The 24,981-nt window shown below is 53.4% G+C and carries 20 protein-coding genes; 4 read left to right on the top strand and 16 right to left on the bottom strand.

All coding sequences use genetic code 11. From position 1 onward, the window contains the following. Positions 1-3: 3 nt before the first annotated feature. From MKY12_RS10220 to MKY12_RS10210, 3 genes are all read right to left on the bottom strand, one after another. Positions 4-1,023, bottom strand: a complete 1,020-nt coding sequence (locus MKY12_RS10220) for a zinc-binding alcohol dehydrogenase family protein (RefSeq protein WP_036724958.1) — start codon at positions 1,021-1,023, stop codon at positions 4-6. Continuing rightward, on the bottom strand, positions 1,023-1,982 hold the full coding sequence (locus MKY12_RS10215; RefSeq protein ID WP_339313657.1) for an aldo/keto reductase: 960 nt from the start codon (positions 1,980-1,982) through the stop codon (positions 1,023-1,025). The genes MKY12_RS10220 and MKY12_RS10215 overlap by 1 nt, the downstream gene beginning before the upstream one ends. A gap of 228 nt (positions 1,983-2,210) precedes the next feature. After that, entirely contained in the window at positions 2,211-3,053 is an 843-nt protein-coding gene (locus MKY12_RS10210) for an amidohydrolase family protein (RefSeq protein WP_339313656.1), read from the bottom strand. A gap of 131 nt (positions 3,054-3,184) precedes the next feature. On the opposite strand from MKY12_RS10210, the gene MKY12_RS10205 reads away from it, so the two are divergent. Next, on the top strand, positions 3,185-4,054 hold the full coding sequence (locus tag MKY12_RS10205) for an AraC family transcriptional regulator (protein ID WP_339313654.1): 870 nt from the start codon (positions 3,185-3,187) through the stop codon (positions 4,052-4,054). A gap of 54 nt (positions 4,055-4,108) precedes the next feature. On the opposite strand, the gene MKY12_RS10200 is transcribed toward MKY12_RS10205, so the two are convergent. Then, positions 4,109-6,535, bottom strand: coding sequence for a TIM-barrel domain-containing protein (locus MKY12_RS10200; protein WP_339313653.1), 2,427 nt, complete (start codon positions 6,533-6,535; stop codon positions 4,109-4,111). A gap of 119 nt (positions 6,536-6,654) precedes the next feature. Here MKY12_RS10200 and MKY12_RS10195 point away from each other — a divergent pair, with 119 nt between their 5' ends. Further along, on the top strand, positions 6,655-7,548 hold the full coding sequence (locus MKY12_RS10195) for an AraC family transcriptional regulator (RefSeq protein WP_339313651.1): 894 nt from the start codon (positions 6,655-6,657) through the stop codon (positions 7,546-7,548). Between the two features lie 108 nt (positions 7,549-7,656). On the opposite strand, the gene MKY12_RS10190 is transcribed toward MKY12_RS10195, so the two are convergent. Beyond that, positions 7,657-9,084: a family 43 glycosylhydrolase gene (locus tag MKY12_RS10190; protein ID WP_339313649.1), complete on the bottom strand. Its 1,428-nt coding sequence runs from the start codon at positions 9,082-9,084 to the stop codon at positions 7,657-7,659. A 71-nt stretch (positions 9,085-9,155) separates the two neighbouring features. After that, the gene (locus tag MKY12_RS10185) at positions 9,156-10,973 is read right to left on the bottom strand and encodes a family 43 glycosylhydrolase (RefSeq protein WP_339313647.1); all 1,818 of its coding nucleotides are present in this window, start codon (positions 10,971-10,973) and stop codon (positions 9,156-9,158) included. A gap of 225 nt (positions 10,974-11,198) precedes the next feature. Between MKY12_RS10185 and MKY12_RS10180 the strand changes: the two genes are divergently transcribed. Beyond that, on the top strand, positions 11,199-12,341 hold the full coding sequence (locus MKY12_RS10180; protein ID WP_339313645.1) for a glycosyl hydrolase family 8: 1,143 nt from the start codon (positions 11,199-11,201) through the stop codon (positions 12,339-12,341). A 368-nt stretch (positions 12,342-12,709) separates the two neighbouring features. Here MKY12_RS10180 and MKY12_RS10175 read toward each other — a convergent pair whose 3' ends face one another. The 6 genes from MKY12_RS10175 to MKY12_RS10150 all read right to left on the bottom strand — a co-directional run bounded on the left by MKY12_RS10175 (position 12,710) and on the right by MKY12_RS10150 (position 20,305). Then, on the bottom strand, positions 12,710-13,006 hold the full coding sequence (locus MKY12_RS10175; protein WP_339313643.1) for a hypothetical protein: 297 nt from the start codon (positions 13,004-13,006) through the stop codon (positions 12,710-12,712). 210 nt (positions 13,007-13,216) lie between these two features. Beyond that, positions 13,217-14,836, bottom strand: coding sequence for a response regulator (locus tag MKY12_RS10170; RefSeq protein WP_339313642.1), 1,620 nt, complete (start codon positions 14,834-14,836; stop codon positions 13,217-13,219). Continuing rightward, positions 14,823-16,619 (bottom strand): histidine kinase, encoded by a 1,797-nt coding sequence (locus MKY12_RS10165; protein ID WP_339313640.1) that lies wholly within the window; start codon positions 16,617-16,619, stop codon positions 14,823-14,825. The genes MKY12_RS10170 and MKY12_RS10165 overlap by 14 nt, the downstream gene beginning before the upstream one ends. Before the next feature lie 51 nt (positions 16,620-16,670). Continuing rightward, positions 16,671-17,558, bottom strand: coding sequence for a carbohydrate ABC transporter permease (locus tag MKY12_RS10160; protein WP_051478002.1), 888 nt, complete (start codon positions 17,556-17,558; stop codon positions 16,671-16,673). A 47-nt stretch (positions 17,559-17,605) separates the two neighbouring features. Continuing rightward, a complete protein-coding gene (locus MKY12_RS10155; protein WP_076073578.1) occupies positions 17,606-18,505 on the bottom strand; it encodes an ABC transporter permease subunit in 900 nt (299 codons plus the stop codon). Between the two features lie 72 nt (positions 18,506-18,577). After that, entirely contained in the window at positions 18,578-20,305 is a 1,728-nt protein-coding gene (locus MKY12_RS10150; RefSeq protein WP_339313638.1) for an extracellular solute-binding protein, read from the bottom strand. A 169-nt stretch (positions 20,306-20,474) separates the two neighbouring features. Here MKY12_RS10150 and MKY12_RS10145 point away from each other — a divergent pair, with 169 nt between their 5' ends. Continuing rightward, on the top strand, positions 20,475-21,254 hold the full coding sequence (locus tag MKY12_RS10145; RefSeq protein WP_209878068.1) for an AraC family transcriptional regulator: 780 nt from the start codon (positions 20,475-20,477) through the stop codon (positions 21,252-21,254). Positions 21,255-21,433: 179 nt separating this feature from the next. Here the strand turns inward: MKY12_RS10145 and MKY12_RS10140 are convergent, their stop codons facing one another. The 4 genes from MKY12_RS10140 to MKY12_RS10125 are packed head-to-tail and all read right to left on the bottom strand — an operon-like array spanning position 21,434 to position 24,945. Next, positions 21,434-21,922 (bottom strand): LURP-one-related family protein, encoded by a 489-nt coding sequence (locus MKY12_RS10140; protein ID WP_209878066.1) that lies wholly within the window; start codon positions 21,920-21,922, stop codon positions 21,434-21,436. 50 nt (positions 21,923-21,972) lie between these two features. Continuing rightward, positions 21,973-22,683, bottom strand: coding sequence for a 2Fe-2S iron-sulfur cluster-binding protein (locus tag MKY12_RS10135; protein ID WP_339313635.1), 711 nt, complete (start codon positions 22,681-22,683; stop codon positions 21,973-21,975). A gap of 16 nt (positions 22,684-22,699) precedes the next feature. After that, positions 22,700-24,355, bottom strand: a complete 1,656-nt coding sequence (locus tag MKY12_RS10130) for an FAD-dependent oxidoreductase (protein WP_339313633.1) — start codon at positions 24,353-24,355, stop codon at positions 22,700-22,702. 53 nt (positions 24,356-24,408) lie between these two features. After that, positions 24,409-24,945, bottom strand: coding sequence for a hypothetical protein (locus MKY12_RS10125; RefSeq protein WP_339313632.1), 537 nt, complete (start codon positions 24,943-24,945; stop codon positions 24,409-24,411). Positions 24,946-24,981 lie beyond the last annotated feature (36 nt).

Below are 24,981 nucleotides of genomic sequence, written 5' to 3'. Positions count from 1 at the left end.
CAGTTAATTCAGTTCCACCAGCGCCTTGATCACCTTGGTTTCAGGATTCAGCCAGCTCTCGAACTGCAAGGTCATCTCCCCGAAGGAGCAGCGGTGGGAAATATAGCGGTCCACATCAATATAACCGTCCCTAATGGCGTTAATCACCCGTTCGAAGTCCTCGCGGGTCGCATTTCTGCTGCCCTGCACCGTCATCTCACGGGCATGGAAATCAGGGTCACTGAAGGTAATGTTCCCTTTAACCAAGCCGACATAAGTCAACGTACCGCCATGCCCGACCAATCCGAAAGCCCCTTCCATAGAAGAGATGTTGCCGGTGGAATCAATGACATGCGGCAGGAAATTGCCGTCTGTAAGCGCCGATAGCTGTTCCTTCGGCTCCTTCAAGGCGCTTACCGTATGCTCTGCCTGCGCCCAGCCCTTGCAGAAGGCCAGACGTTCATCGTTGACATCCATCGCAATGACCTTCGCCCCAGCGTACCGGGCCATGGCCATCACGCCCAGTCCGATCGGTCCGGCCCCGATCACCAGCACCTGCTCCCCCTCACCGACACCCGAGCGCCGCACCGCATGGGCACCGATCGCCAGCGGCTCCAGCATGGCCGCCTGATCCAGCGTCAGCCCGTCTGTCTTCAGCAGATTGCCGACAGGCAGACTCACCCGTTCCCGCATTCCGCCATCCAGGTGAACACCGAACACTCTCATTTTCTGGCAGCAATTCGTTTTACCGCTCAGACAGGCCCGGCACTCTCCGCAATGCAGATACGGAATGACACTGACCTGGTCACCGGCCTGTAGCCCTTGCGCGTTGTCGCCAATGCGCTCAATAATCCCGGACAGCTCATGCCCCAGCACACGCGGATAAGTGAAATAAGGCTGGTTGCCCCGGTAAGCGTGCAGATCTGTCCCGCAGATGCCTATCCGGCGGATGCTTACAACCGCTTCCCCGTCCACCAGTTCCGGCTCCGGCAGATCTTCCCTGAATACGAACTTTCCGATCTCCTCACAAATAATTCCCTTCATTATAAGCGCTCCCCGTTCCGGCCTGGTGCTTCGTTCCATTCTGCCCGGCCGCTCGGCCAAGTAGCCCCATCAATCGGCTTCAGAATATCGCGTACTTCTGCCAGTAATTGTTCGTCCATCGGCTCTTCGGTCCACTTGATATTGTTGCGGATATTGGCTGGTGTCGCCGTGCTGACCAAGGTCGTAGGAATCTGCTCGTTCGCGGTGGAGAACTGGACCGCCAGCTTGGCGATGTCTTCTCCCTTGTCCCTGCAATACTCAGCGGCGCGCTGACATGCGGCCTGAATCTCCGCTCCTGCCGGATGCCAATCCGGCACCTTACGGTTGCTGAGCAGCCCCATCGAGATGGGCGACGCATTCATCAGCCCTGTGCCGCTCTCCTCCAGCAGCGGAAGGAGCCGGAGCAGTGTGGTATCGTTGAGCGAATAATGGCAATAGGACAGAATGACATCCAGCCTGGTCTGCGGCAGCACCTTCTCGAACACACTCAGCGGCAGGCCGCTGACGCCGAAGTAACGGATTTTGCCCGCCTGCTTCAGCTCTTCCAGCGCCGGAATCCCCTCCTCCATCACCTGTGTAAGCGAGCCGAATTCAACATCATGCAGCAGCAGAATATCCAGGTAATCTGTGCCCAGTCTGCCCATACTCTCTTCCGCGCTGCGGATGATCCGCTCTCTGGAGAAATCGAATTCCCCCTCGCCGTAACGTCCGGCCTTCGTGCTCAGGATATACTTGTCGCGCGGTACCGTCTGGAGTGCCTCACCCAGCACTGTCTCCGCCTTCATCAGGCCGTAGTAAGGGGAGACGTCAATGAGGTTAATCCCCAGATCAATCGCCGTATGAACCGTGAGGATAGCCTCATCCTTCGGAACCTCCCGGAACACGCTGCCCAGCGAAGAGGCCCCGAAGCTTAATGCGGAGACCTCCAGTCCCGTGTTGCCCAGCTTTCTGTATTTCATATCGCTCAACCTCCTATAATTAGTGAATCTATATAACAGACACTTAAGTTTTGAACTTGAAGCTTAGTCGTCACTGCGGTGAACATTTGGCCCTCCGGACGCTGTTGTCAACAGATTTCTTTGATTTTTTCCCGCTATTCGCGGATGAAATCCGTTGACAAAGGCGGACGCTACCGCTCCTACAGTTCCAAATTTCCCCTCCGCTTCTTTTTGCTTTTCGTTAACACCTTAGTTCTGCTTATCCAGCTTATAAAATCTAGCAGCATTCGCTCCAAATACCGGCTCCATCTCTTCCGCAGACAATCGTCCTTGCAGTGCTGTGCGCAGAATCCCCACAACCTCCTCATAGGTTGCCGCCATCAGGCACACAGGCCAGTCGCTACCGAACATCACCCGCCCGGGTCCGAACAGCTCCAGCACAGCATGTACGTAAGCCGTGAAATCCTCCTGCGTCCAGCCCTGGGGATCTGCTTCAGTGACCATCCCGGACAGCTTGCAGTAAATTCCCGGATGCTTGGCAACCTCTGCCATTTGGCTTCTCCACGGCTCCAGGCTACCCGATGCAATCGGAGGCTTGGCCAGGTGATCAATGACTCCCCGCAGTCCCGGAACCTGTTCCAGCATCTCAATGAGCTGCGGAAGCTGATCGGCCAGCACCAGCAGGTCTACCGGCACATCCCGCTCCGCAAGATATGAGAGCGCTTCTATATAAGGCCGGGTCAAAAGCACACCGGGGTCCGCCATCTCCTGAATCATCACCCGCAGCCCGGTGAACTTCGGATGTCTGCTGAGGCGCTCGAATTCGGCCTGGAAAGAAGGGCTTGCCAGATCCAGCCAGCCAATCACGCCCGCGACAGACTCCGCCTGCCCGCTGAGTTCCAGAATATATTCCGTCTCCTCCACCGTAGGCGCAGCCTGTACGACAATCGTACGGCTGATCCCGTGCTTCATCAGCTCCGGCTCCAGATCAGCGGGCAGATAATCCCGGAACAGCACCGGAATCTCCGGCGTAATCCAGCCATAATCATTCCTGTCTATCTTCCAATAATGCTGGTGAGCATCAATATACATGATAACGCCTCCATTCCACCTTATTGTAAACATCCGATAAAGGAATAAAAATAGCTTAAACAAACAAATCTATACCTTATTTTGATATGATGTGGGTAAGAATGCAGAGATATAACTCAGGGGGCGACTTCATGGAACCGATCCGCAGGCATTTTGACCATCAATTGCCGGTTACGCTGCTGCTGGACTATAAGGAAACGAAAAGTCCTCAGCGCGAGCTGCCCGACCACCAGCATGACTGGTACGAATTCATTTACGTATACGGCGGCAAAGGAAGCTTTTTCATTGATCAGACCTTTTATGAGATGCATCCGGATGACATTATTGTCGTTCCCGGAAACACGGTACACCGGGGATTTCCCGATAATGAGGAGCCGGTGACCTCCTCTGCCCTTTTTTTCAGCCCGGCTCTGGTCCATAACCATACCTACAGTGAGTCTTATCCCTATCTGAAGCTGTTCGACGCTGCCAAGACTAACAAGCAGTACAAGTATACCCTGTCTCCAGAGCATGCTGAAATTCTGCAAAATGATATCGATGCGATCCACCGGGAACGCGATCAGAATCAGCCGGACGGCGGGCAGGCGCTTACGCTGCTGCTTCATCTTACACTGCTGCATCTGAACCGCTACTGTCTGCCGCAAGCCGCTGAGCCTGTCGCTTCAAGTCCCTTGCTGCCGGAGTGGTTCCGTGAGGCGCTCAGCTATATCAACGATCATCTGGATCAGCCGCTGGAGCTAAGCTCTCTGGCTGCGCGGGCGTCGATCTCACCGGCCCACTTCAGCCGGGTCTTCAAGCAGCGTCTGGGCATGAATGTGACGGATTATATTGCGACGAAGCGGATTTTTGCCGCCAAGGACAGCCTGCTGCAATCAAGCTATACCATCGAGCAGATTGCCATGGCCTGCGGCTTCGAGAGCCTGCCCCATTTCTACCGTACATTCAAAAGAATCACCAGCATGACACCCGCCGCCTACCGCAAGAGTAACAGAGCTTACTAGAGCTTCTCTATCCAGCTTACAAAACGTTCAAGTTGGTTACAATGAACCTCAAACTTATCTCTGCAGGTCCGCTTCACGGACAATTACAGCTTCCCCCTCATAAGTGACAATACGGCTTCCCGCATAACCGGCCAGCTCTACGGCAAATTGCCTTACCGCCTGCATTCCGGCATAGTCTCCGGCCCGCTTCCCGATAGTCAGGCTGCGGTCCGCTTCACACCAGCTCAGCTCAATCATGGCATAGGCGCCGGTCTCATAATTATAATTATCGCCTTCATCTTCATACAGGGTGAAGGCTGCATCCTTGCCGCCGTATACCTTGAGCCTCGTCACTGCCTCCGGCTGTTCATCCGTATATTGAACATCGGGGCCGAGCGGAACAATGGACCCGGCACGGACATACAGGGGAAGCGTCTCCAGATCCGCCTTGGCTTCAATCGTCACGCCGCCTTCCAGCCGTTCATCGCTCCAATAATCATACCACTCGCCTTCAGGGAGGTAGACCGGGCGCTGCTTAAGAACACCCTCAAGCTCGCGGGAGCCGGGACCGTAATACATGGCCTCTGTCACAGGAGCCACCATGAAGGCCGGACCGAACATGAACTGGTCGCCGATGGCGTGGACCCGCACATCCTCCCGGTAATCGAAGGCCAGCGCACGGAACATAGTATAGCTGCGGTGTGCCACAGCTCCGGCCAGGGAGTAGATGTATGGCATCAGCCTGTAACGGAGCTTCAGATAGTTCACCAGCGTATCATACATCAGCTCCCCCTCCTGGCCGAACTGCCATATCTCTCTCGGCGTATCCGTGCCATGGGAACGGAACATCGGCAGGAAGGCTCCGAGCTGGAACCAGCGGACATACAGCTCCCGGTAGCCCAGATCCGCAACACCTTCGTCATAATCCCCGCTCCAGAACCATTGCTCCTTGGGATTCTTCACGAAGAACGCTCCGATATCCAGCGTCCAGTATGGCGAACCGGTCAGGCAAAAGTTAAGGCCGTCTGCTATCTGCTTCCTCAGTGTCTCCCAGTTGGCGGCTATATCGCCTGACCATGTAATCGTGCCGTAGCGGTGCTGTCCTGCGAACGAGGAGCGTGTCAGATTGATCACCCGTTTCGCTGAGGTCGCTGCGCGCTGGCCTTCATAGATCCCTTTGGAGTGCTGCATGGAATAAGCATTGATCAAGCCCGGATCGAGATACCGCTTCGATTCTGCCGTATTAATCAGCAGCCGCTGCTCCGGCTCCGGCTTCACCGCGCCCTTCCAGTCCGCTTCGAAAGGCTCGGTGCAATCGCACCACCAGGCATCAATGCCGTGGGCGAACAGCCCTTCGTTGGCCTGCTTCCAGTACAGCGCACGAGCCTCCTCCGAGAAGGCATCATAAGTCGCCTGATTGCCGAGCAGGAAACCGCGTGCCTTCATCTCTTCATGATTCTCCCCGCCCGCGCCCATAATCGGCCAGATGGATACCATCAGCTTGGCGTTCATAGCGTGCAGGCTGTTCATCATCTGCGAGGGATCGGGGAAGCGCTCAGGATCGAAAGTCTTTTGCCCCCACAGATTGCCCGTCCAGGACTGCCAGTCGAGTACGATACAGTCGAGGGGAAGCGAACGCTCACGATACTCTTGTACGATGGCGATCAGTTCCGCCTGAGAGACATATCTTTCCTTGGACTGCACATACCCGAAGGACCACTTCGGCAGCATTGGTGCTTCTCCGGTCAGGTAGCGGATTCCCGCCGTAATCTGATCGAATTCCGGACCATAAATGAAATAGTAATCCATCTCTTCATCCGCATCGCTCCAGAGGTACGAGCCAAAGGCATCGTCATGAAAAGTCATATAAGACCCCGAATCTACCAGAATCCCGTAGCCGCGTGTAGACACCATTACCGGTACAACCGCCTTCATATTCTGCTGGTACAAGTATTGCTGCCGTCCCCGGAGGTTCATCATCCCCTCTTCATGGGAGCCGAGTCCGTACAGGGCCTCCCCTTCCTGCCATTCGAATTCCAGCTTCGTATGAAAAGCCTCCCGGTCCAGCCTCCGGTTGACGCCCTCCGCTCTTGCCCGCAGCCCATCCGCACCCTGTCCGGTCTCTACCGTGTCTGCCGAAGCATCGAATACCGTATGATAGACCTCTGTGCGCTCCAGGGTTTTGCCGCCTCTGGCCGGCTCCCGTGTCAGCAGCGTGCCGTCCGCAGCTCTGTAGCTGAAGGCACAGCTCTCTTTATCCACTTCAACCGTTAGCTGCGCCGTTGAGATCTCCAGATGGCCGGGCAGTTCTGTGATAGTGTAAGGTACGGTCTCGGCTTCTGGCCGGCTTACCACCATCAGACTCTCTTTACCGCTCAGCTCAGCATTCAGCGTATAGCGGATTCTGGCAATCCCCGGCGTACACCAGCCGATATGCATTATTCCCTCACTAGTCTCCAGCCTTACGCCAGCCTCGCCGGATTGAACAGTTATCAGTTTCATTATGGTTCCACCCTTCCTTATGACTTCCTCTGGTTATAATGATATTATTATTGATAGCGGTTCATCTATCATATATTTGCGCGATATCATCACAATATAGCGATTCAGAGGAGGGCATCATGTACGAACACCGTTACCGGGAGAACAAGCTGCACGGCCAGCCGGAATTCCCGCTGCATATCTACCGGGTGGAGCATCAGGCCCGCGTGCATTCCATTCTTCCCGTGCACTGGCATAACGAGATGGAGATTATCTATCTGGCGGAAGGCCGCGCTACCTTCCATATTGAGAGCCGCGAGTTCTCCATTCAGGCTGGAGATGCCCTGATCGTTCATCCCGGTGAGCTTCATTCGGGCATGGACACCGCAATGGGCGGCACCTGTTATTATTCCATCGTGTTCAAAAGCTCCTGGTTGTCTTCGCCGCAGCCCGACCGCGTACAGGAGCTGTTCCTGGACCCCGTCCTGCAAGGGAAGGTCCGGCTTCCCGCTCTGTTATCTGCTGCAAATGCCGCCCACTCCCCCTTGCTTCAGCTGATCAGGGAGCTGTTAAGCCGCTATGAGCGTAAGCCCGGGGCATACGAAATGAGCCTGAAGGCGCTCTTACTGCTGTTCATCGCAGACAGCTATCAATACGGGCTAACCAGGCTGAACCCGGCGGCGGAGACACGGCACGGCCGGGAATATAACCGGCAGATCCGGGAGGTGCTGAGCTATATGGAGGCGCATTCCCGCGACAGGCTGGAGCTGGATCAGCTTGCCGCCGTGGTAGCGCTGAGCCGCTCGCATTTCTGCAAGTTTTTCAAGGCTCAGACGGGGATGCGCCCGATGGAGTATCTGAATTATATCCGCATCAGCCAGGCGGCCAGTCTGCTCCGCAGCGGATCATACAATGTGCTGGAGGCTGCACTGGAGTCAGGCTACCAGCATGTCAGCTATTTCTCCAAATGGTTCAAGCATTATATGAACATGACCCCCTCAGAGTACAAGGCCCGGTATTCTTCCGGCGTGTAGCAGCAGGCTGAGAGCGTACGCTCTACGATGTGAACGACAAAACAGCAGCACCGGGAACACACTCCCTGGTCCTGCTGTCTGTGTCATGCCTGGTCTGATGCCTCCGGTCTATTCCAGTGTAAATGAAGCAAACTGCGCGCCGCCGCCTCCGGTGTATGTGAAATACAAGGCCTGCACGCCGTCCGGAATTTCCACTTCCGCAGCATATTTTTTCCAGACATTAGTGAAGCCTACCGGAATAGAAGCAAGCGCAGGTCCGTCCCAAGCCGTCTTCACCTGGAACTCCCCATGGCAATATCCCCGCACCTTGATGGAGACCCGGCTAACTCCCTTGCAGTCAAAATACTTGAACCCGGCGGTCGCCGACTCCGTCATGTTGGCAATATAGCCAACCTCTTCGTCGCCGTCTCTGCCGTCCTGGGTAATCTTCGGGAACCTGCTGTCCATCCAGGCACCCACCTTGCCAAACCCTCCGGTATACATCTCCTGATCCTTCGTGAACAAATGACAGGCCAGGTAGGCCGGATATTCTCCGCGTCCTTCCAGCGGGCCGCCGTTCGGGCCGGAGGTTGTGATCTCCACCTGCGGGATGGTTCCGTCTTCACGGAACGTAATCGGCTCGATGCAGCCCTGGCGCGAGAACGCGGTCCCGTTGGTATGCCGGTGATAGAAGATATACCACGCTCCATTAACCTCCACGATGCTGCCGTGGTTATTGCCGCCGTAATACATCGTCTGGTCCGCAGGCTTATACGTATCGATATGCAGATCACAGTTGCTCACAATGACTCCCTGGTACACGAAATCCCGGGTAGGATGGCTGCTGGTGGCATAACACAGCTCATGCATGGAGATTGAGGAATAGACCAGGTAGTAGATATCTCCTCTTTTGCGGATGGAAGGGGCCTCGAAGAACTCATGGCCCTCGAAGCCGGTCCCCTGGCTGTAAGGCTGGCTCGGTGCAACGAACACAGGCTCCTCAATAATCGTAAGCATATCGGGACCCAGTACGGTAGCCATCGCGCCGTGTCTGGACTTGTCGCCGTATCCGCAGAAGCCGGTGTACAGGTAAGTGGTGTCTCCTTCGGTCAATACCCCCGGGTCAAACTGCGGCTCATCGCCTTCCCGTTCGCCCAGACGCGTGCCGTCCCCGTAGGTGACATAGCCGTAGAATTCATATTTGCCGCCCGGCTTATCGCAGACCGCTACCGATACGACAGAAACCTTGTCCAGTACATAGTAGAGATAGTAGCGCCCGTCCGGTCCCTGTGTCACATCCGGTGCATAGAGACACATGCTGCCTTCCGGGTTGAGCGGGTCATCTGTCGTCTGGTAGATCCCACCTTCATACTGCCAATCAGCCAGATTGTCCTCCGGCGCTGACCAACAGACATAATCGTTCAGACAGAAGGCGTGTCCGTTGAACCGGTCATGCGAGCCATAGACATATACTCTTCCTTCAAAAACATATGGTTCCGCATCCGGCACGTACTCCCAGGAAGGCAGATATGGGTTGAATCCTTGTTGTTGTGTCATTCTAACATCCTCCATTTGTTATATAGATTGTCGTTGTTAATTTTTCATTGTGGGATTGCCGTGACTCCAGACTAAGCAAGCACCGTCACCTGTATCGTGCAGTCGGCGTAATCCGGGTGTACATCCCTCTCCCCGGCCACATCCAGCAGAGGGACGCCATTACTGTTGTAATGGACTCTGTGAATCGCCGAGCATCTCGTTCCATGCTTCACCAGCTGCTCTTCCCCGTGGTAGAGAACCAGCGTAGTACCGTCTGTATCCTGGAAAAAAGAATTATGCCCGGGGCCGTACACCCCGTCCAGCGAATAATAAGAAAGTGCAGGCGTGCCCGCCTTGCTCCAGGCACCGCCATCCAGAACATCGCCGCCCCGTGGAATGCTTAACCAGCCCACCGCATAGGTATATCCCGTTGCCGCCCCGCCGGAATAGGCAATATACACGGTATCTTCCGTAAGGAGCGGATACGGGCCTTCGTTATTGATCGTGCCCTGAACATTCTCCCAGCCCAGCAGCGGACGCGACAGCAGCACCGGCTCACTGGTTAATACCGCCGGGTTCGCTTCATCTACAGTGGCGATGTATAGCATGGAGCCGGTATCCAGCGGCGTTCCGATCCCTTTGCGGTAAGACCAGACTACACAGGAGGTACCGTCTGCCTTGAAATAAGTCATATCCAGCGTAATGCCGTCTGCGGCCAGTGGAGTACCGTCCATCCGCTTCACCCGGACCGGCGTGCTCCAATCCCCGGCCTTCATAATATCGCCGCCGGGGTTCAGCTTCATCAGATGGCATTGCGGTCCCCATACCTTACCGCCAACAGCGAACAGGATGTACAGCTCCCCGCCGATGACATGGAATTCCGGTGCCCAGAAGGTCTGGATGAAGTTCAGCTCCTCATTCAGGTCCAGTATAACGGCTTCCTGGAAGCCCGGAGCGAATAAGTCCTGCAAGGTATCTGCCACGCGGACATAGATGCCGATATTATTGACATTGTCATTGGTGGCCAGGAAGTAATACCTGCCGTTCCAAGGGAGAATTACAGGGTCTGCATAGCCGCTTGCTAACGGGAACGGCAAGTCGTAAGTGACTACCTTGCCATGTATGGTATGCGTTCCTGGCAAGGTAAAATCAATTCCTCCGGTATCCCAAGCCACCTGCTTATCGGCAGTAGAACCGTCAGAATATAGTGCTGTGGCTCTGACCTTTGTCAATTCATCGGCAGAGTGAACACTGACCTGCTCTGCCACTCGAATACCGGTGTTATGCACCGGGGTCCAGGCCGCCTGAACCTTACGGCCGGCGGGACCGTCCACGGTCAGCACATTCCCCGGACGGGTTCCGGGCAGCGGATGAGCGGTCCGCTCTACTGTGTAAGCTTCCGCAGGCTCCGGCGGCGAGATCCCTTCCGGATTCCGCAGGTCGGCCAGCCGGTTCACATAATAGCTGCCGTCATTGTCCTGCCAGCGGATCTCATATCCGCCAGTGCTGTCCAGTGCGCAGACTGCTTCTTTTACATAGCGTTCATTATCGAGCCGGACAAGCCGCTGGGCATCGAAGGTCACCAGATCCGGCGAGGTCCACAGCAGAATCTGCCCCCTGCTCTCCCCGTCATCCTCCCCCGAGGCGTCAATCCTTACCGCAATCATCCCGAAAGCACCATCCTGTGTGCGGAACAGATAGGGGTTTTTGAGTCCTTTTTCATGAATCACATTGTTCTCATCCACGGTGGCCACGGCAAATAATAGGCCATAGTTCCGGTTCAGCGGCTGAAATTCGTTAGGGTCATCTGCACAGGCCATATGAACACTGTTGGCGAGAGACCCGGTGTAATCCTGGTTCGGTATGCGCGTGTAGACTGTAAGCTTCATTAGCTCTGCCATCTCATTCATAGCTCTATCACCCTTACCTTGTTATTCATCTTGCAGCATGTCCCTATCAGTATAGAGAAGCTTTTGGCGTGAAGTCCATGACATATAGACACCTAAGCTTGATCTATCCTTAGATTATGGGCCGGAGCCGGAATCCTCTATAAAATATCTGGAAAACGCTTTAATCTCTATACTGCCGCTTATGATATACTTGGGCAAAATAAAATTCACCTGGAGGATGTTATGATGAATACTACAGAGGGCTCTTTTTACACAGGGGAGTACAGAAATCTGTTCCTTGAGAACGGACTGCGTCCGGAGGCGATTCAGCAGCGGCTGGAAGATACCTGGAACGAAATGTTCTACGGCGCCCCTGATGTCCGGCTCTATCATACTATGGATGAGGATAAGGGTTATATTGTAGATACAGGCAATACCGATGTGCGCACAGAGGGCATGTCCTACGGGATGATGATGGCGGTTCAGCTGGATAAAAAGGAGGAGTTCGACCGGCTCTGGAATTTCGCCAAGGTATTCATGCAGCATACGGAAGGCCGTTACAAGGATTATTTCGCCTGGCACTGTAAACTGGACGGTACACGGCTGTCTCCCGGTCCCGCGCCGGATGGAGAGGAGTTCTTCGCGATGGCACTGTTCTTCGCTTCCCGCCGCTGGGGTGACGGAGCCGCGCCGTTCAATTATTCCGAGCAGGCCAGAATCATTCTCCGCGCTTGTGTGCACAAGGGAGAAGAGGGGGAAGGCCATCCGATGTGGGACCCGGAGACCCGGCTGATCAAGTTCATCCCGGAGACTCCGTTCAGCGATCCCTCCTATCATTTGCCGCATTTCTATGATTTGTTTGCGCTGCAAGCGGATGAAGCAGACCGGGCGTTCTGGAAGGATGCCGCTGCTCGGAGTCGGGATTACCTGCATCTGGCCTGCCACCCGGTTACCGGGCTGTCGCCGGAATACGCCAACTATGACGGAACTCCGGCGGAACCTCAACCGCATGGCGACTTCCGCCACTTCTTCAGTGATGCTTACCGGGTCGCCGCCAACATCGGGCTGGATTATGAATGGTTCCGCTGCGATCCTTGGCAGGTAGAGCAGTCTAACCGTATTCAGGCTTTCTTCCGCGATATCGATCCGGCTGATTACCGGCGGTATACCATTGACGGTCAGCCGTTCGACGAGCCTTCGCTGCATCCGGTCGGCCTGCTATCCACTCTGGCCATGGCCTCGCTTGCCGCCGATGGCCCGGATGCCGGGCATTTCGTCAAGCTATTCTGGGACACCCCGCTGCGCACCGGAGAACGGCGGTATTACGACAACTGTCTATACTTCTTCACCATGCTTGCGCTGAGCGGGAATTATCGGATTTACTTATAAAAGAAACTAACTAAAGCTGGCCTCACTGTCCTCCATTGGCCTACTTCTGGCGGGGCTGATGGAGTATGCAGAGTGAAATCAGGTGCACTTCTGCACCTGATTTGTTCGTTTAGCCAACTTATGCCGATATCAGGGGCACTTCTGCTCCTGATTTGTTCATTTAGCCAACTTCTACCGATATCAGGGGCACTTGTGCTCCTGATTTGTTCATTTAGCCGACTTCTGCCGATATCAGGGGCACTTGTGCTCCTGATTTATTCATTTAACCGACTTCTGCCGATATCAGGGGCACTTGTGCTCCTGATTTATTCATTTAACCGACTTCTGCTGGAATCAGGGGCACTTCTGCTCCTCATTCACTCATTTAGCTAACTTCTGCTGATATCAGGGGTACTTGCGGTGCTCCTCGTTACTCTAATACCATCACTGTCGGCTGCATTAATGGGATTTATCCCTTTCATTTCCCCATCCAGCCGACTTTTGGCTGCATTAATGGGATTTTTCCCTTTCATTCGCCCATCCAGCCGACTTTCGGCTGCATTAATGGGATTTTTCCCTTTCATTTCCCCATCCGGCCGACTTTTGGCTGCATTAATGGGGTTTATCCCTTTCATTTCCCCATCCAGCCGACTTTTGGCTGCATTAATGGGATTTTTCCCTTTCATTTACTCTCCTCAACGAACAATCGCTCCCCCGGACGATGGAGGCAACGCCATCCATCCCGAAGGAGCGACTATATCTTCCTCTAATATTTCTCATCCAATGTATCTCATTCTTACGTCTCTCATCCTGTCGCTCTCACCCAATGGACCTTCCCCGTTATCTCTCCCCTGCTCCACCCTCGCTCGTGGCCGCCAGCCACGAGCGCAGGACATTTACCCGCCAACCACATCCATACGGTATTCCTGCGGCGTGGTTCCGGTCCACTTTTTGAATACGCGGGTGAAGGATTGCGGGGTGACGTAGCCGATTAGCGAGCCGACCTCCGCCACTTTCAACTCCCCCCTCCGCAGCAGCTCCTTGGCCTGGCGGACGCGCATATCCTCAATATACTCGGACAGATTGATCCCCCGTTCCTGCTTGAACAGGCGGGACAGATAGGAAGGATTGAAGTGGATCACATCGGCCAGACGGACCAGCGACAGGTCCTGGTCGAGATTCTCTTCTATATATATGCAGATCCGGTCGATAACACCCGCCGCCCGCTTCTGCTCGCCGCTCCTGCGGACAGAGAACAGATTCCCGGCGGTGTCCTCCAGATAACGGAAGGCTTCTCCCCATGTCCGGTGGACCTCCAGCTGCATCAGCCCGCTTGCCCCGATCTCCTGGTCCGCTTCCCATCTGTTCGTATACGACATGAGCATCAGAGCAATGGTGTAATACAGCTCAGTCAAATAAGGGTTGCCCCGCGTGCATTCCTGCCCCGCAGGTTCAGCCATCTCCCTGAACAGCCGGAGGAATTCCTCCTTACGGCCCGCCTCCAGATGTGCAGCCAGAGTCTCCACCTTGCCCTGCATGAACCGGTCACGCATGGTATCCGGCGCCGCCGCTTCATTCAGCTGCACCTTCTGCACCATCCGCTCTCCGTCACCTGCCCGGTAATGCTGAACCTGCCTCGCTTTATCGTACACTACCTGAAGCCTGGACCAGGCAGACTCCTCCGCACTGAGAGTGATGGCCATCCCGACCTCCAGCGATTCCCTGCACGACTGCTGAATCAGCTCGAAGGTGCCTTCCAGGAATTTAATCATCTGCTCCAAATCCTCCGGCTGCGAAGCCTCTCCCGTCCCGCCCGGCTGAATCAGCCAGATCAGGTCACCGTACCGGTCGATAACCCCAAGGCTGACCGTCCGCTCCTTCAGCAGCTTCTCCGACAGGAACTTGACCGCAAGCGCTGTCTCCCGGCGGTCCATATACGTGCGCGAGGATTCAGGATCACTGATGCTGCCCAGAGCGATCAGCACCGGCCGCGAAGCATCAAGCGGAATGTTCAGACGGACGAAGTCCCCGGCCATATCCTGATCCGCCTTGACGCTGTGAATGAGATGGCGGAAATAATCGCCCTGTGCCAAGGTCTCCAGCGTGTTCAGCTGCTCCTTGGATTCACGGATCAGATCATTCACCTGCATGGTGTCGTTCAATTCCTGTAGCGCACGCATCACTGCTTCAATCAGCTTCGGATAACCTTCATTCTTGAGCACATACTGGACGCCCGGAGCCTGAATCGCCTGGTAGACATAATTGAAGTCGCTGTGTCCGGTCAGGAAGACGATTTTGCATTGCGGCCAGCTCCGGCGGATATGCTCCATCAGCTCCAGCCCGTCCATCTCGGGCATGCAGATATCAGACAGGACAATATCCACCCGGGTCCGGTGCAGCAGATTTAGCGCTTCACGGCCCGAGTAGGCCTTGTAGATGTCCAGCTCAAGCTCCATTTTGCCGAAAATTACCGCCAGTCCATCTGTGATAATCTCTTCGTCATCAACGATAAGCATCCTGTACATCAGCATTCTCACCTCCAGCTCTAAGCAGGATGGTTACCCTTAGTCCGCCCAGCTCACTCCGGTCCGCCAGCAAGCCGCTCTCTTCCCCGAAGGTTATGCGGATGCGCCGGTGAATGTTCACAAGGCCGGTGGTCTCCGCCTGCTCCTGATAGACATTAAGGGACTCTTTCAGTTGCTCCAGCATGTCATCGCTCAGCCGGTCCCCGTTATCCTCAACGATAATGCGGATATCCGGGCCTTCCTGCGCGAAGCGGACAATGATCAGGCCCTCCATGGCTTTCTTTTCCAGGCTGTGCTTGAACGCGTTCTCAATAATCGGCTGCACAATCAGCCGCGGAACGGACACCTTCTTCAGCTCCTCCGACAAGGCATCGAACCGGACCCCAATTCTGCGGGAGAAGCGCATGGCCTGAATCTCTGTATACATCCTTGCATGGTGAATCTCCTGCTCCAATGACACCAGATCGGAAGCGTTCCGGGTGACAAACTGGAAGTATTCCCCCAGCATCGTAGTAAGCTGTTCGATCCGCTCGGTATCGCCGGTCTTCGCCATTGTGTTCAGAATGAAGAAGCTGTTGTACAGAAAATGCGGGTTAATCTGTGATTGCAGCTGCTTCAGCTCTGCCCGCTGGGCCATAATCTTCTGCTTGTACACCTGGTCGATCAGGGAGTGCAGATTGCTCACCATCTGGTTGAAGCGGCTGTACAGATAACGGAATTCATCCTTCGACTCATGCTGGATATGAATGTCCAGATCACCCTGCTCCATTCTCCGGAAGCTCTTCACCAGCGTCAGCATCGGCTTATGAATGAACTTGTAGGTCGATAGTGCAAAAGCAATGATGATGGCAAGCGCAGCCACGGCGAACACCCAGGCCCAGGTATAGAATTTGCTCAGCGGATTCTTGATAATATCCTCCGGGATGATCCGGTAGATGGACAAGCCAAGCTCCTGTGAGCCGGTCTGGACGATATAATAAGGTGCACCTGCGATCCTCAGCCTCTCCCCGGAGGCCACCGCGCGGATATCCCGGGCATACTGGGACGGTTCCGCCTGCGCCAGCTCGCCGGTCATGCTGTAGAGCGCGAATCTCGCACTATCGGAGAGCAGCAGCGTTCCACTGCCGGGATACGTATTGAATTGGCCCAGCGCCGCCCGCAGCTCCTGGGTGTCCAGCTCAATCTCAACCGTCAGCAGCGGCTCCGCCCCCTTAATGCCCCGCTGCTTCATCGCACTAAGGTACAGGCCGCCATCCCACTCAATCACCTGGGAACGGCGGTCCCCGAAGACCGAGCGGATCTCGCGGAAGCGCTTCAGTTCAATCTCACGCACGCCGCCGACTGATGATATGGTCCGGCCTATAGTCATGATATGAACCCTGACGTCCTTGATATACGTGCTGCTGTTCTGCACGATGAACAGCCGCTTCATCAGCGAATTCAGATTCTCCGTGCGGTCAATGGTCGGCAGCGTCTCCCAGGTCAGAGCCAGCTTGTTCAGATCCTCATCCTCCAGCAGACTGTATTGCAGCAGCTTCATCCGCTCGATCTCATTCTCCATATCATTTAAGTAGAAGACGGTCTGGGCGCTGGCCGAGCTTCGGATATCGCTGCTGGCTGTTTGCACAATCCACTGATACAGATAAGCGGCGAAGACAAGAATAGGCAGCATAATGAGCAGAAAGGTCACAATCAGCCGCAGAAATATCGTATTGCGCAGTGAGTAATCCTTTTTGAACAACAGTCCCAGGCCCCCAGCAATCATTTTCACCATTATAGCCTGAATCCGGGGAGAGCCGCAGGCTTATGCATAACTTCCGGGAGGTTAACCTTTGACACTGCCGAGTACAATTCCCTTCACGAAATATTTCTGCAGGAACGGATAGGCCAGAATAATCGGCAGGGAGCCGAGGAAGATCTGGGAAGACTTCAGCGTCCGGTCCGAGATCAGCGCCAGATCAAGCATGGCATCACGCGACATATTCGACAGGTTCTGCTGGATTACAATCGTCTGGATATAGCTTTGCAGCGGATAGTTGGCCGGATTCCCCATGAGTAGCAGGCCGTCGAACCAGCTGTTCCAGTGCTCCACCATTGAGAACAAGGCCAGTGTAGCCAGCGCAGGTTTGGAGATCGGCACGAAGATAGACCAGACCGTCCGGAAGTGGCCGGCCCCGTCAATCAGCGCCGCCTCTTCCAGCTCCTTCGGAATCTCCCGGAAGAAGTTAAGCAGCAGCACCACGCTGAACACAGGAACTGCGCCGGGCAGCACCAGCGCCCAGATGGAATCCAGCAGGCCGTACTCCTTGAGCGTGGTATACCAGGGGATCAGCCCGCCGTTGAACAGCATCGTGACGAAGAAGGCCCAGGCATAGACGCTGCGGAACCGCAGCGCGTGTGATTCCTTGGATAGCGGGTAGGCCACGAGGATCGTCAGCAACAAGTTCAGCGGCGTCCCAATCCCGATCCGGGTCAGCGATACAAGCATTGACTGCCAGAATTCTGTGCGGCTCATCGTATACATATACGAGGCGAAGGTGAAATCTACCGGCCAGAGCCTGACATACCCTGCGGAGGCGGCCGCGCTGGAGCTGAAGGACACCGCTATAATATGAATAAGCGGGAGGATACAGAGCAGTGAGACCAGAATGAGAAAGGTGGCGTTCAGCACCGATATCCCGTCGAACTTTTTTGAACGGTGAACAGTAGTGATGTCTGTCTGTTTAGGCGTAAGCGGTTGCTGCAAGGGATATCCCTCCTCTAAAAAATCCGGTATTTGGCGAAACGGTAAGCCAGGAAATACGAGCTGGAAATTAAGGTAAGCGATATGATCGATTTAAAGAAGCCGACGGCAGTCGCTACGCCGTATTGTGCGTCGAGCAGACCGATCCGGTAGACGAAGGTATCCAGGATATCCCCGCTCTCATAGACCTGCGGACTGTACAGATTGAAGACCTGATCGAAGCCCGCGTTCAGCAGTTGACCCAGACTGAGTACCGACAGCAGGACGATGACCATGCGTATGCCCGGAATGGTAATATGCCAGGTCTTGTGCCACCGGTTCGCACCGTCAATGGTAGCTGCTTCATAGAGTCCGGGATCAATGCCCGTTATAGCCGCCAGGTATACAATCGTGCCGTAGCCGAAGTTCTTCCACACATCCGAAGCAATCAGCGTGAAGGGGAACCAGTCATTGTCGCCGAGGAAGAATATCTTGGAGACACCGAACCATCCGAGGAATTCATTCACAATCCCGCCCGATGGAGACAGAATATCAATCAAGATGCCGCCAAGCACGACCCAGGACAAGAAATACGGCAGATAGATCGCTGTCTGTACGGAACGCTTGATTACATTACTGGCCAGCTCGTTCAGCAGAATCGCGAATACCAGCGGAATAATCAGGCCCAGAATCAGCTTGAGACTCGAAATAAACAGCGTATTCCACAGCACCTGTGTGAAGCTTGGCAGGTTCATCACATATTCGAAGTTATCGAGGCCCACCCATTTTTGATCCCCGAACAAGCCCTTGGCAGGGATGAATTTCTGGAATGCAATCATGACACCAGCCATGGGGACGTAGGAGAACAGAAGGATCATCACCAGTCCCGGCAAAAGCATCAAATGAAGCGGCAGTTCTTTTCGCAGTTTTGTTCTCATCGTTATCCTCCACATCTGCAGGCAAGAATGGAATGGAGGAAGAAAAGGTCGTTTTCTTCCTCCAGGGGTGCTTTATTTCTTAGTCGCTGCGTACCATTCGTTGACCTCTTGCGTAATTTGATCGCCGCCCAGCTTCTGCCAGTCCTTCACGAACTGATCGAACTTTTCGATAGGGTCACCCAGAATGATTTTGACAAACATTTCATTCTGCTGCTTCTCAAGCGTTGTCTTGCGCTCGACCATGGTCGGAGTCGGAGCGCCGACGAATTTCTCCTGCAGGAACTGGTCATTCTTGATATACTGATCAGCTATGCCCATGGAGCCCTGCTCTCCATAGATCCGCTCCCAGCCCCACAGGGAGAAGCCCTCCGTTGAACCTGAAGCATAGGACTCCAGCTTCTCCTGGATCGTCTTGGCTTCACCCTTCAGTGTAGAGAAGTCACCGGCCTTGCGGGCAGCATCAATCTCACGGAACGCATCTACATTCTTCGTGACCGGATACGGCGTAACCGGAGACAGCTGCCAGACACTTTCCGCTTCCGGCGGTGCATAGTACTTATCGAATTCGGCCGTCTCGCCCCAGTTCTTCTCCACATGCAGGTTGAACAATTTGATCACCGCTTCCGGATGGGCAGCGCCCTTCTTGACTGCGAAGAAGCGGGTTGTGCTGAACTTCAGCGGCACCTTCGGCGTGTCGCCCGATTCCGAGACAATCGGGAAGGCCTGCCACTGCGCCTTGGGATCATTGTCACGGTTGAGCTGCAGCGGCCAGATGGAATTCCACTGCTCGCCGTATTCCATCCCGATCTTGCCGGCCGAGATCAGCTCGGAGACCTTGCCTCCATCCTTGACACCGAACTCCTGGTCAAGCTGGCCCTTCTTGGCCATATCCTGCAGCACCTGAAGCGCTTTCTTCACTTCCGGCTGAATGCTGCCGTAGACCAGCTTGCCGGTTCCGTCATCCAGCCAGATGTTCGGATAGGCATTATACCCGGCCATGAAGCCTTCCAGTCCCATCGCCCCGCCCCAGAGATCCTTGGTGATGCCAAGGCCATAGGTATCCTTCTTGCCGTTACCGTCGGGGTCCTTATCAACGAACGCTTCAGAGATCGCCAGGACATCTGCCATCGTCTTCGGCGGCTGCATACCGAGCTTCTCCAGCCAGTCTGTCCGAATCCAGATATACATCGAGCGTTCAATGGAGGATTCCAGGCTCGGAATTGCCATCAGCTTGCCATCGAAGGTCGCGGCATCGAATACACTTGTGCCTTCTCCCGACAGCACCTTCTTGGTGAACGGGGAAGCATACTTTTCATATAAAGCTGTCATATCCTCAAGCTGGTCTGAATCGGCCAACTGCTTGAGCTGGGTGGCGTTGACCGGCGTTACATCCGGCAGATCCCCGGAGGCCAGGGTGACATTGATTTTCTGCAAGTATTGATCCGAGGTCTGGCTGCCCTTCACAATCCAGTTATATTTGATCTTGATGCCGAGCTGATCCTCATACAGCTTGGTCCAGCGGTTGTTATCAATCGTCTCATCCTTCAATACGCCAAGCACGTTATTCTCTACCACATCGCTCAGATCTCTGACGAACGATAGCTCAATCGGAGGATCGTATTTGCCGAGCGGACTCTCATCAACAGCTGCGCTTGGCTTCGGATCATTACTGGCTGCCGCTTCCTTGCCGCCGTTACCGGATTCCAGCTTGCCCGAGCAAGCGGACAACAGCAGTGCAGACAACAACAGGATGGAAGTACTCTTCAGTAAACTCTGACCTTTTCTTGTACCTGTGTTCATAGTCAACCCCCAGTTCAATTATTGTGGTCTTTATTTGGTTACGCTTTCATTATGGGGGAGGCACCTATTTATTGACAACGCTCACATTTTTACTTCACTTATCCGGCATTGACAAAAACACAAAAAAACCATGCTATAATTAAGCATGTTTGCCGGGAGGAGGATGGAAATGGCCCTTATTCACTATGTCGAGTGCAATACAACGCACGCTTCGAATTTCGTTGTAGATGTTCCAGCTGGTGCGCATTGGCTCCTGGTCATTACCAAGACTCCGGCGCTATTCTGGGTGCATGGCGGACTCAAGCAATACCCTGCGCACAGCGTAGTTCTCTACCAGCCGCAGCAGAAGGTCTATTATCAGGCCTGCACCGGCCAGTTCATCAATGACTGGATTCGTTTTGAATCAAGTGAGCCTTATATTACGGAATCACCGCTTCCCTTGGGCATTCCTTTTGCGCTTAGCGACCCTGATTATTGCCAAAAGCTGCTTGAGCTGCTGGCCAGCGAGCATCATATGGGCGGGGACTGTAAAGCCTCTTCCATCGATCTGCTCCTGCGCGCACTGTTCAACAAGCTGTGGGAATCCTATTTCCAGGACAATATTACCCCGCAATATTACAAGCTGCTGAAGCTGCGCACGTCTATTCAGACCAATCCCGGGGAGTACTGGACCGTAGCCAGGATGGCCGGTGTGCTGGAGATCAGTTCAGGCTATCTTCAGAATATCTACAAAAAAACCTTCGGACTCTCCTGTATGGAGGATGTCATTAACAGCCGCATCCGCATGGCCAAGGAATACCTCATCCACAGCACAGAGAGCATCGCTGATATCGCAGCACGGTGCGGCTATCCGAATGTAGAGCATTTCTGCCGGCAATTCAAGCAGGTGACCGGGTATACACCGCGAAATTACCAGCGGCAGGCCAAGGCCGGGGCTTCGCCGCCGTAACTCCAGAGCCTATCGGGGCTTCCGGCCGTTGCGTGGACCAGTCATAATGCTTGCTGAAAAACGGCCGCCAGCACTTGGCCAGCACCGGTGCGAACTCGTGTTCTTGCAGCACACCTTGCCGGTTCATGTCAAAAACCCTCTCCGCCCGGAGAGGGTCTAATTGAAAGGATTGTTAATAGCTACTGATTAGAAGACGAGGCTTCATCACTCTTCACACAATCAATGGCGACTACTATCGCGATGATGATCGCCTCCAGCTCCTCATTCCATACTTGCACGCTGTAGCTGTCGCCCCAGGTGAACCACTTCTTGCTCACTTCCCCGACGACCGCCCCGCGCTGCAAGACCTGGAAATCCATATCCCACCAGTTCCCGTGCACCTCAATATCCGCCGAATCTATCGAATAACGCGCCTTGAAGAACGACAGCTCCTTCTTAATGGTGAGCACCTCACGGCCATCCGCTTCCACGAAGAACTTGGGCAGGAAGCTGAACACCTTCTTCGTAATCTGTGCAACTTCCCTTCCGCCTGCATTCATAATCGAGAAGGTCTTTGGAATCCGCATGAAGCTGCCCTCCACGTAATACACATCCTGTTCCCGCTCATCCTTCACCGTGAACTTCTCGCCTATGCTGAATACCTTTTGCTTGATGTAGAGTTGTTTCATGGTGTGTCCTCCGCTATCGTAGTTTGGTAATTATATCAATCAGTTTCATTTTATCCATGTTTCCCAAACATGTTCCATATTCCCCAGACCGATACTCTATTCATTTTGGAGATCGCCTCCACAATCGGAATGTCCATGGGGCAAACTTCCTGGCAGGCAAGAGATTTGGAACAGCCATCATATACTCTTTGGGTATATTGTTTTTTATAGGCTTTGTCCTCACTTAATAAGGTCAGATTAGTCATCGACATCGCAGAGGACATTCCAGTAAATAACTCACCCAGGCTGTAATTGGGGCAGACCTCCAGACAACTGCCGCACATCAGACATTGGGACACTTCATATTGCAGCGTTAAATTGGCGGTTCTAACCTTTGCCGGTTCTTCCAGCCATAGCTTCATGTCCTTCATCACTTCGAACATTTGACTCCGGTCCACTGCCAGATCGCTTATGACCGGGAATTTACTTAGGGGATGAATCGTAATTTCATTGTTCTCTTGTACCAGATCATCGCAAAATAATTGGCAGGACAGTACCGGCTTCTCATTAACTACCATTGCACATGCTCCGCACAGTCCCTGTTCACAGCTGCAGTCAAAGCGGATCGGCCGTTCTCCCTCGTCCCTTTCCAGCATTTCACTATTCAGATTATTAATTAGAGTCCCTATGGATACATGTAATTCACCCGAGTATTCAAAGCTCTGCCAGTAGGCTTCCTTCGCCCCATTTTCCTGCCGCTTGATATTAATCCTGATACTCATAGTACTGCCTCTTTTCTTAATTAAACTCAATGCAGATACTATTATTCAGAAATACTGCATTCGTAGATTTCTTGAATTGTGTATCATTTTTTTCACTATAATCGATTCTCTGATGTGCCCCCCGGCTCTCTTTTCTGGCCAATGCCGACTCAACCATTCCCCTTGCCAATAAAATATTGGCTGATAATGTTTTGTATTCATAAAAATGATGATGATACCAGGACTCTGCGGTGTCGTTGTTCATTTCCTCCAGCCTTTTTTTGGCTTCCAGCAGCTGTCTCTCTTTTCTATATATACCCATGGCGCCATACATAAGCTCTGATAATTCTTGTTTGATCTGAAAATAGCCTTTTATAGAAGTATTCGCCCTCTTCTCCCAATGCTGCAGCTCCTGATTTGCTGTCTCCAGCTGCTGTTCACCTATTTTTTCTGCGGCAGCAGTATTCATTGGGCTGACCATTAGAGCGCTTTCGGCTGCAACCCATCCTCCACAAATCGCGCCTAATAACGAATTTCCGCCCAGTCTGTTTGCCCCATGATATTGAGCGGAGCATTCTCCTGCGGCAAAAAGTCTCGCTAGATTCGTTGTGTGATTCTTATCCGTCTTGATTCCCCCCATAAAGTAATGAATCCCTGGAGCAACTTGAATGGGTTCCTTATACGGGTTGACCTTTAAGAATTTCGAACAGATGCTGACAACTTCGTCTAACTGTACATCAATAATTTCCGGGGACAGATGAGAGACATCCAAATAAACCTCCTGGCTCCCGTTAATGCCCAGCTTCATCTCATTACATACTTTATAGATACTCTGACTCACCACATCACGCGGCATTAATGCCCCATATTCCGGAAACCACTCCTCCATGAAGTACCAGGGCTGCCCCTCTTTGATGACGTACAATCTTCCTCCGACGCCACGTGCAGCCTCCGTAATCAGCATACGTTTGGAAGGGGTATGTACTGTCGTAGGATGATATTGAATCATCTCCAGATTCGAAAATTCGACCCCTTGTTCAAGCAGCATTCCCGCGGCATAGCCGTCATTTAATCTGGAGCCGGTAGTTTTTCCGAAAACGCCATTCGGCCCTCCGACGGCCATAATCACAGCATCGGCAACCAGGCTTTGCAATTCGTTCGTGTTTTCGTGCAACAGAACAGCACCCGCACATTCCTTACCCTCTATTAACAGGGAGTGGAATCTCCATCCCGTCAGCCGCTTGATTTGGCCAGCAGCTTCATATTTCCGGGATTTAGCTATGATAGCTGTGGCAATTTGTTTACCGGTACGCGCACCGGCGTAGGCAGTACGTTTCTTTTTTTGTCCGCCGAAATTCCGTAGATCCACTCTGCCCTTCTCATCCCGGGTGAAATTCACACCGATTTCTTCAAGCCAGCGGATGATCTCCGGAGCCCTCTGTACCAGATTAGCCACGGCTTCAGGGTCATTAAGATCACTGCCTCCCCGCATAGTATCCGCAAAATGCTCATCTACCGAATCATTTTCTTGCTTGGTATTCAAAGCAGCATTAATTCCGCCCATGGCCATTACAGACTGTGCTCTCTCTGAATACGCCGGTGACACCAAGGTAACAGCTGCTCCTTCTTCCACAAGCTTCAGCGCTGCCGTCATTCCGGCCAGGCCACTGCCCATTACAAGTATATTCTTCATCCGAATGCTGACACTCCTCTCTCTCCCTCAGACAACAAGGTTCACCCGGCTGTCTATGCTGCCCAGAACATAATTTGGGAACCCATATACATCACCAGCACCAAGGCTAAGAAGACATAGGTCCCTCTGATGAAGAGCGGGTAATTTTCCCGTTTTTTAATGACTCCCATGGATATAAAGAGCTTGGGCACGCTGATGGCCATATGCAGACTTACAGTTAAGAGAAACAAAAACTCTGCTGAAACATAAATAATATTAAACACAGTCCCGTCTATCCTTTTACTTAATTCAATCACCAGGATATGCACCAATAAAAATATCCCTGTGAAAATACCTGTTGCGGACTGGATTACAGTGCCCATATTGAGCTGCGGATATTGCTTGGCTTGTTTATCTCTTTGGCGATTTTTCACCATCAGGAAGATAGCGGAAAGCATATGGACGGACATGACAATGGACAGAATGCCGCCGATGGTCATATGAATATATCCATACGGCATGATTCCTGCGTAATAGATACAGGCCACTATAAGATGTATCAAAAAAAACAAAGTGCTTAATGCTCCGGAAATCGCAACTATTTTCTTCATGCCAGGAACTCCTTACCAGATTTTATCCATTAACTT

It is taken from the genome of Paenibacillus sp. FSL M7-0896, from assembly GCF_037975415.1.
In the GTDB taxonomy this organism is placed as follows: domain Bacteria; phylum Bacillota; class Bacilli; order Paenibacillales; family Paenibacillaceae; genus Paenibacillus_AQ; species Paenibacillus_AQ silagei.
The sequence above is the reverse complement of the archived record's forward strand: the minus strand, read 5'-3'. Positions and strand labels throughout refer to the sequence as shown.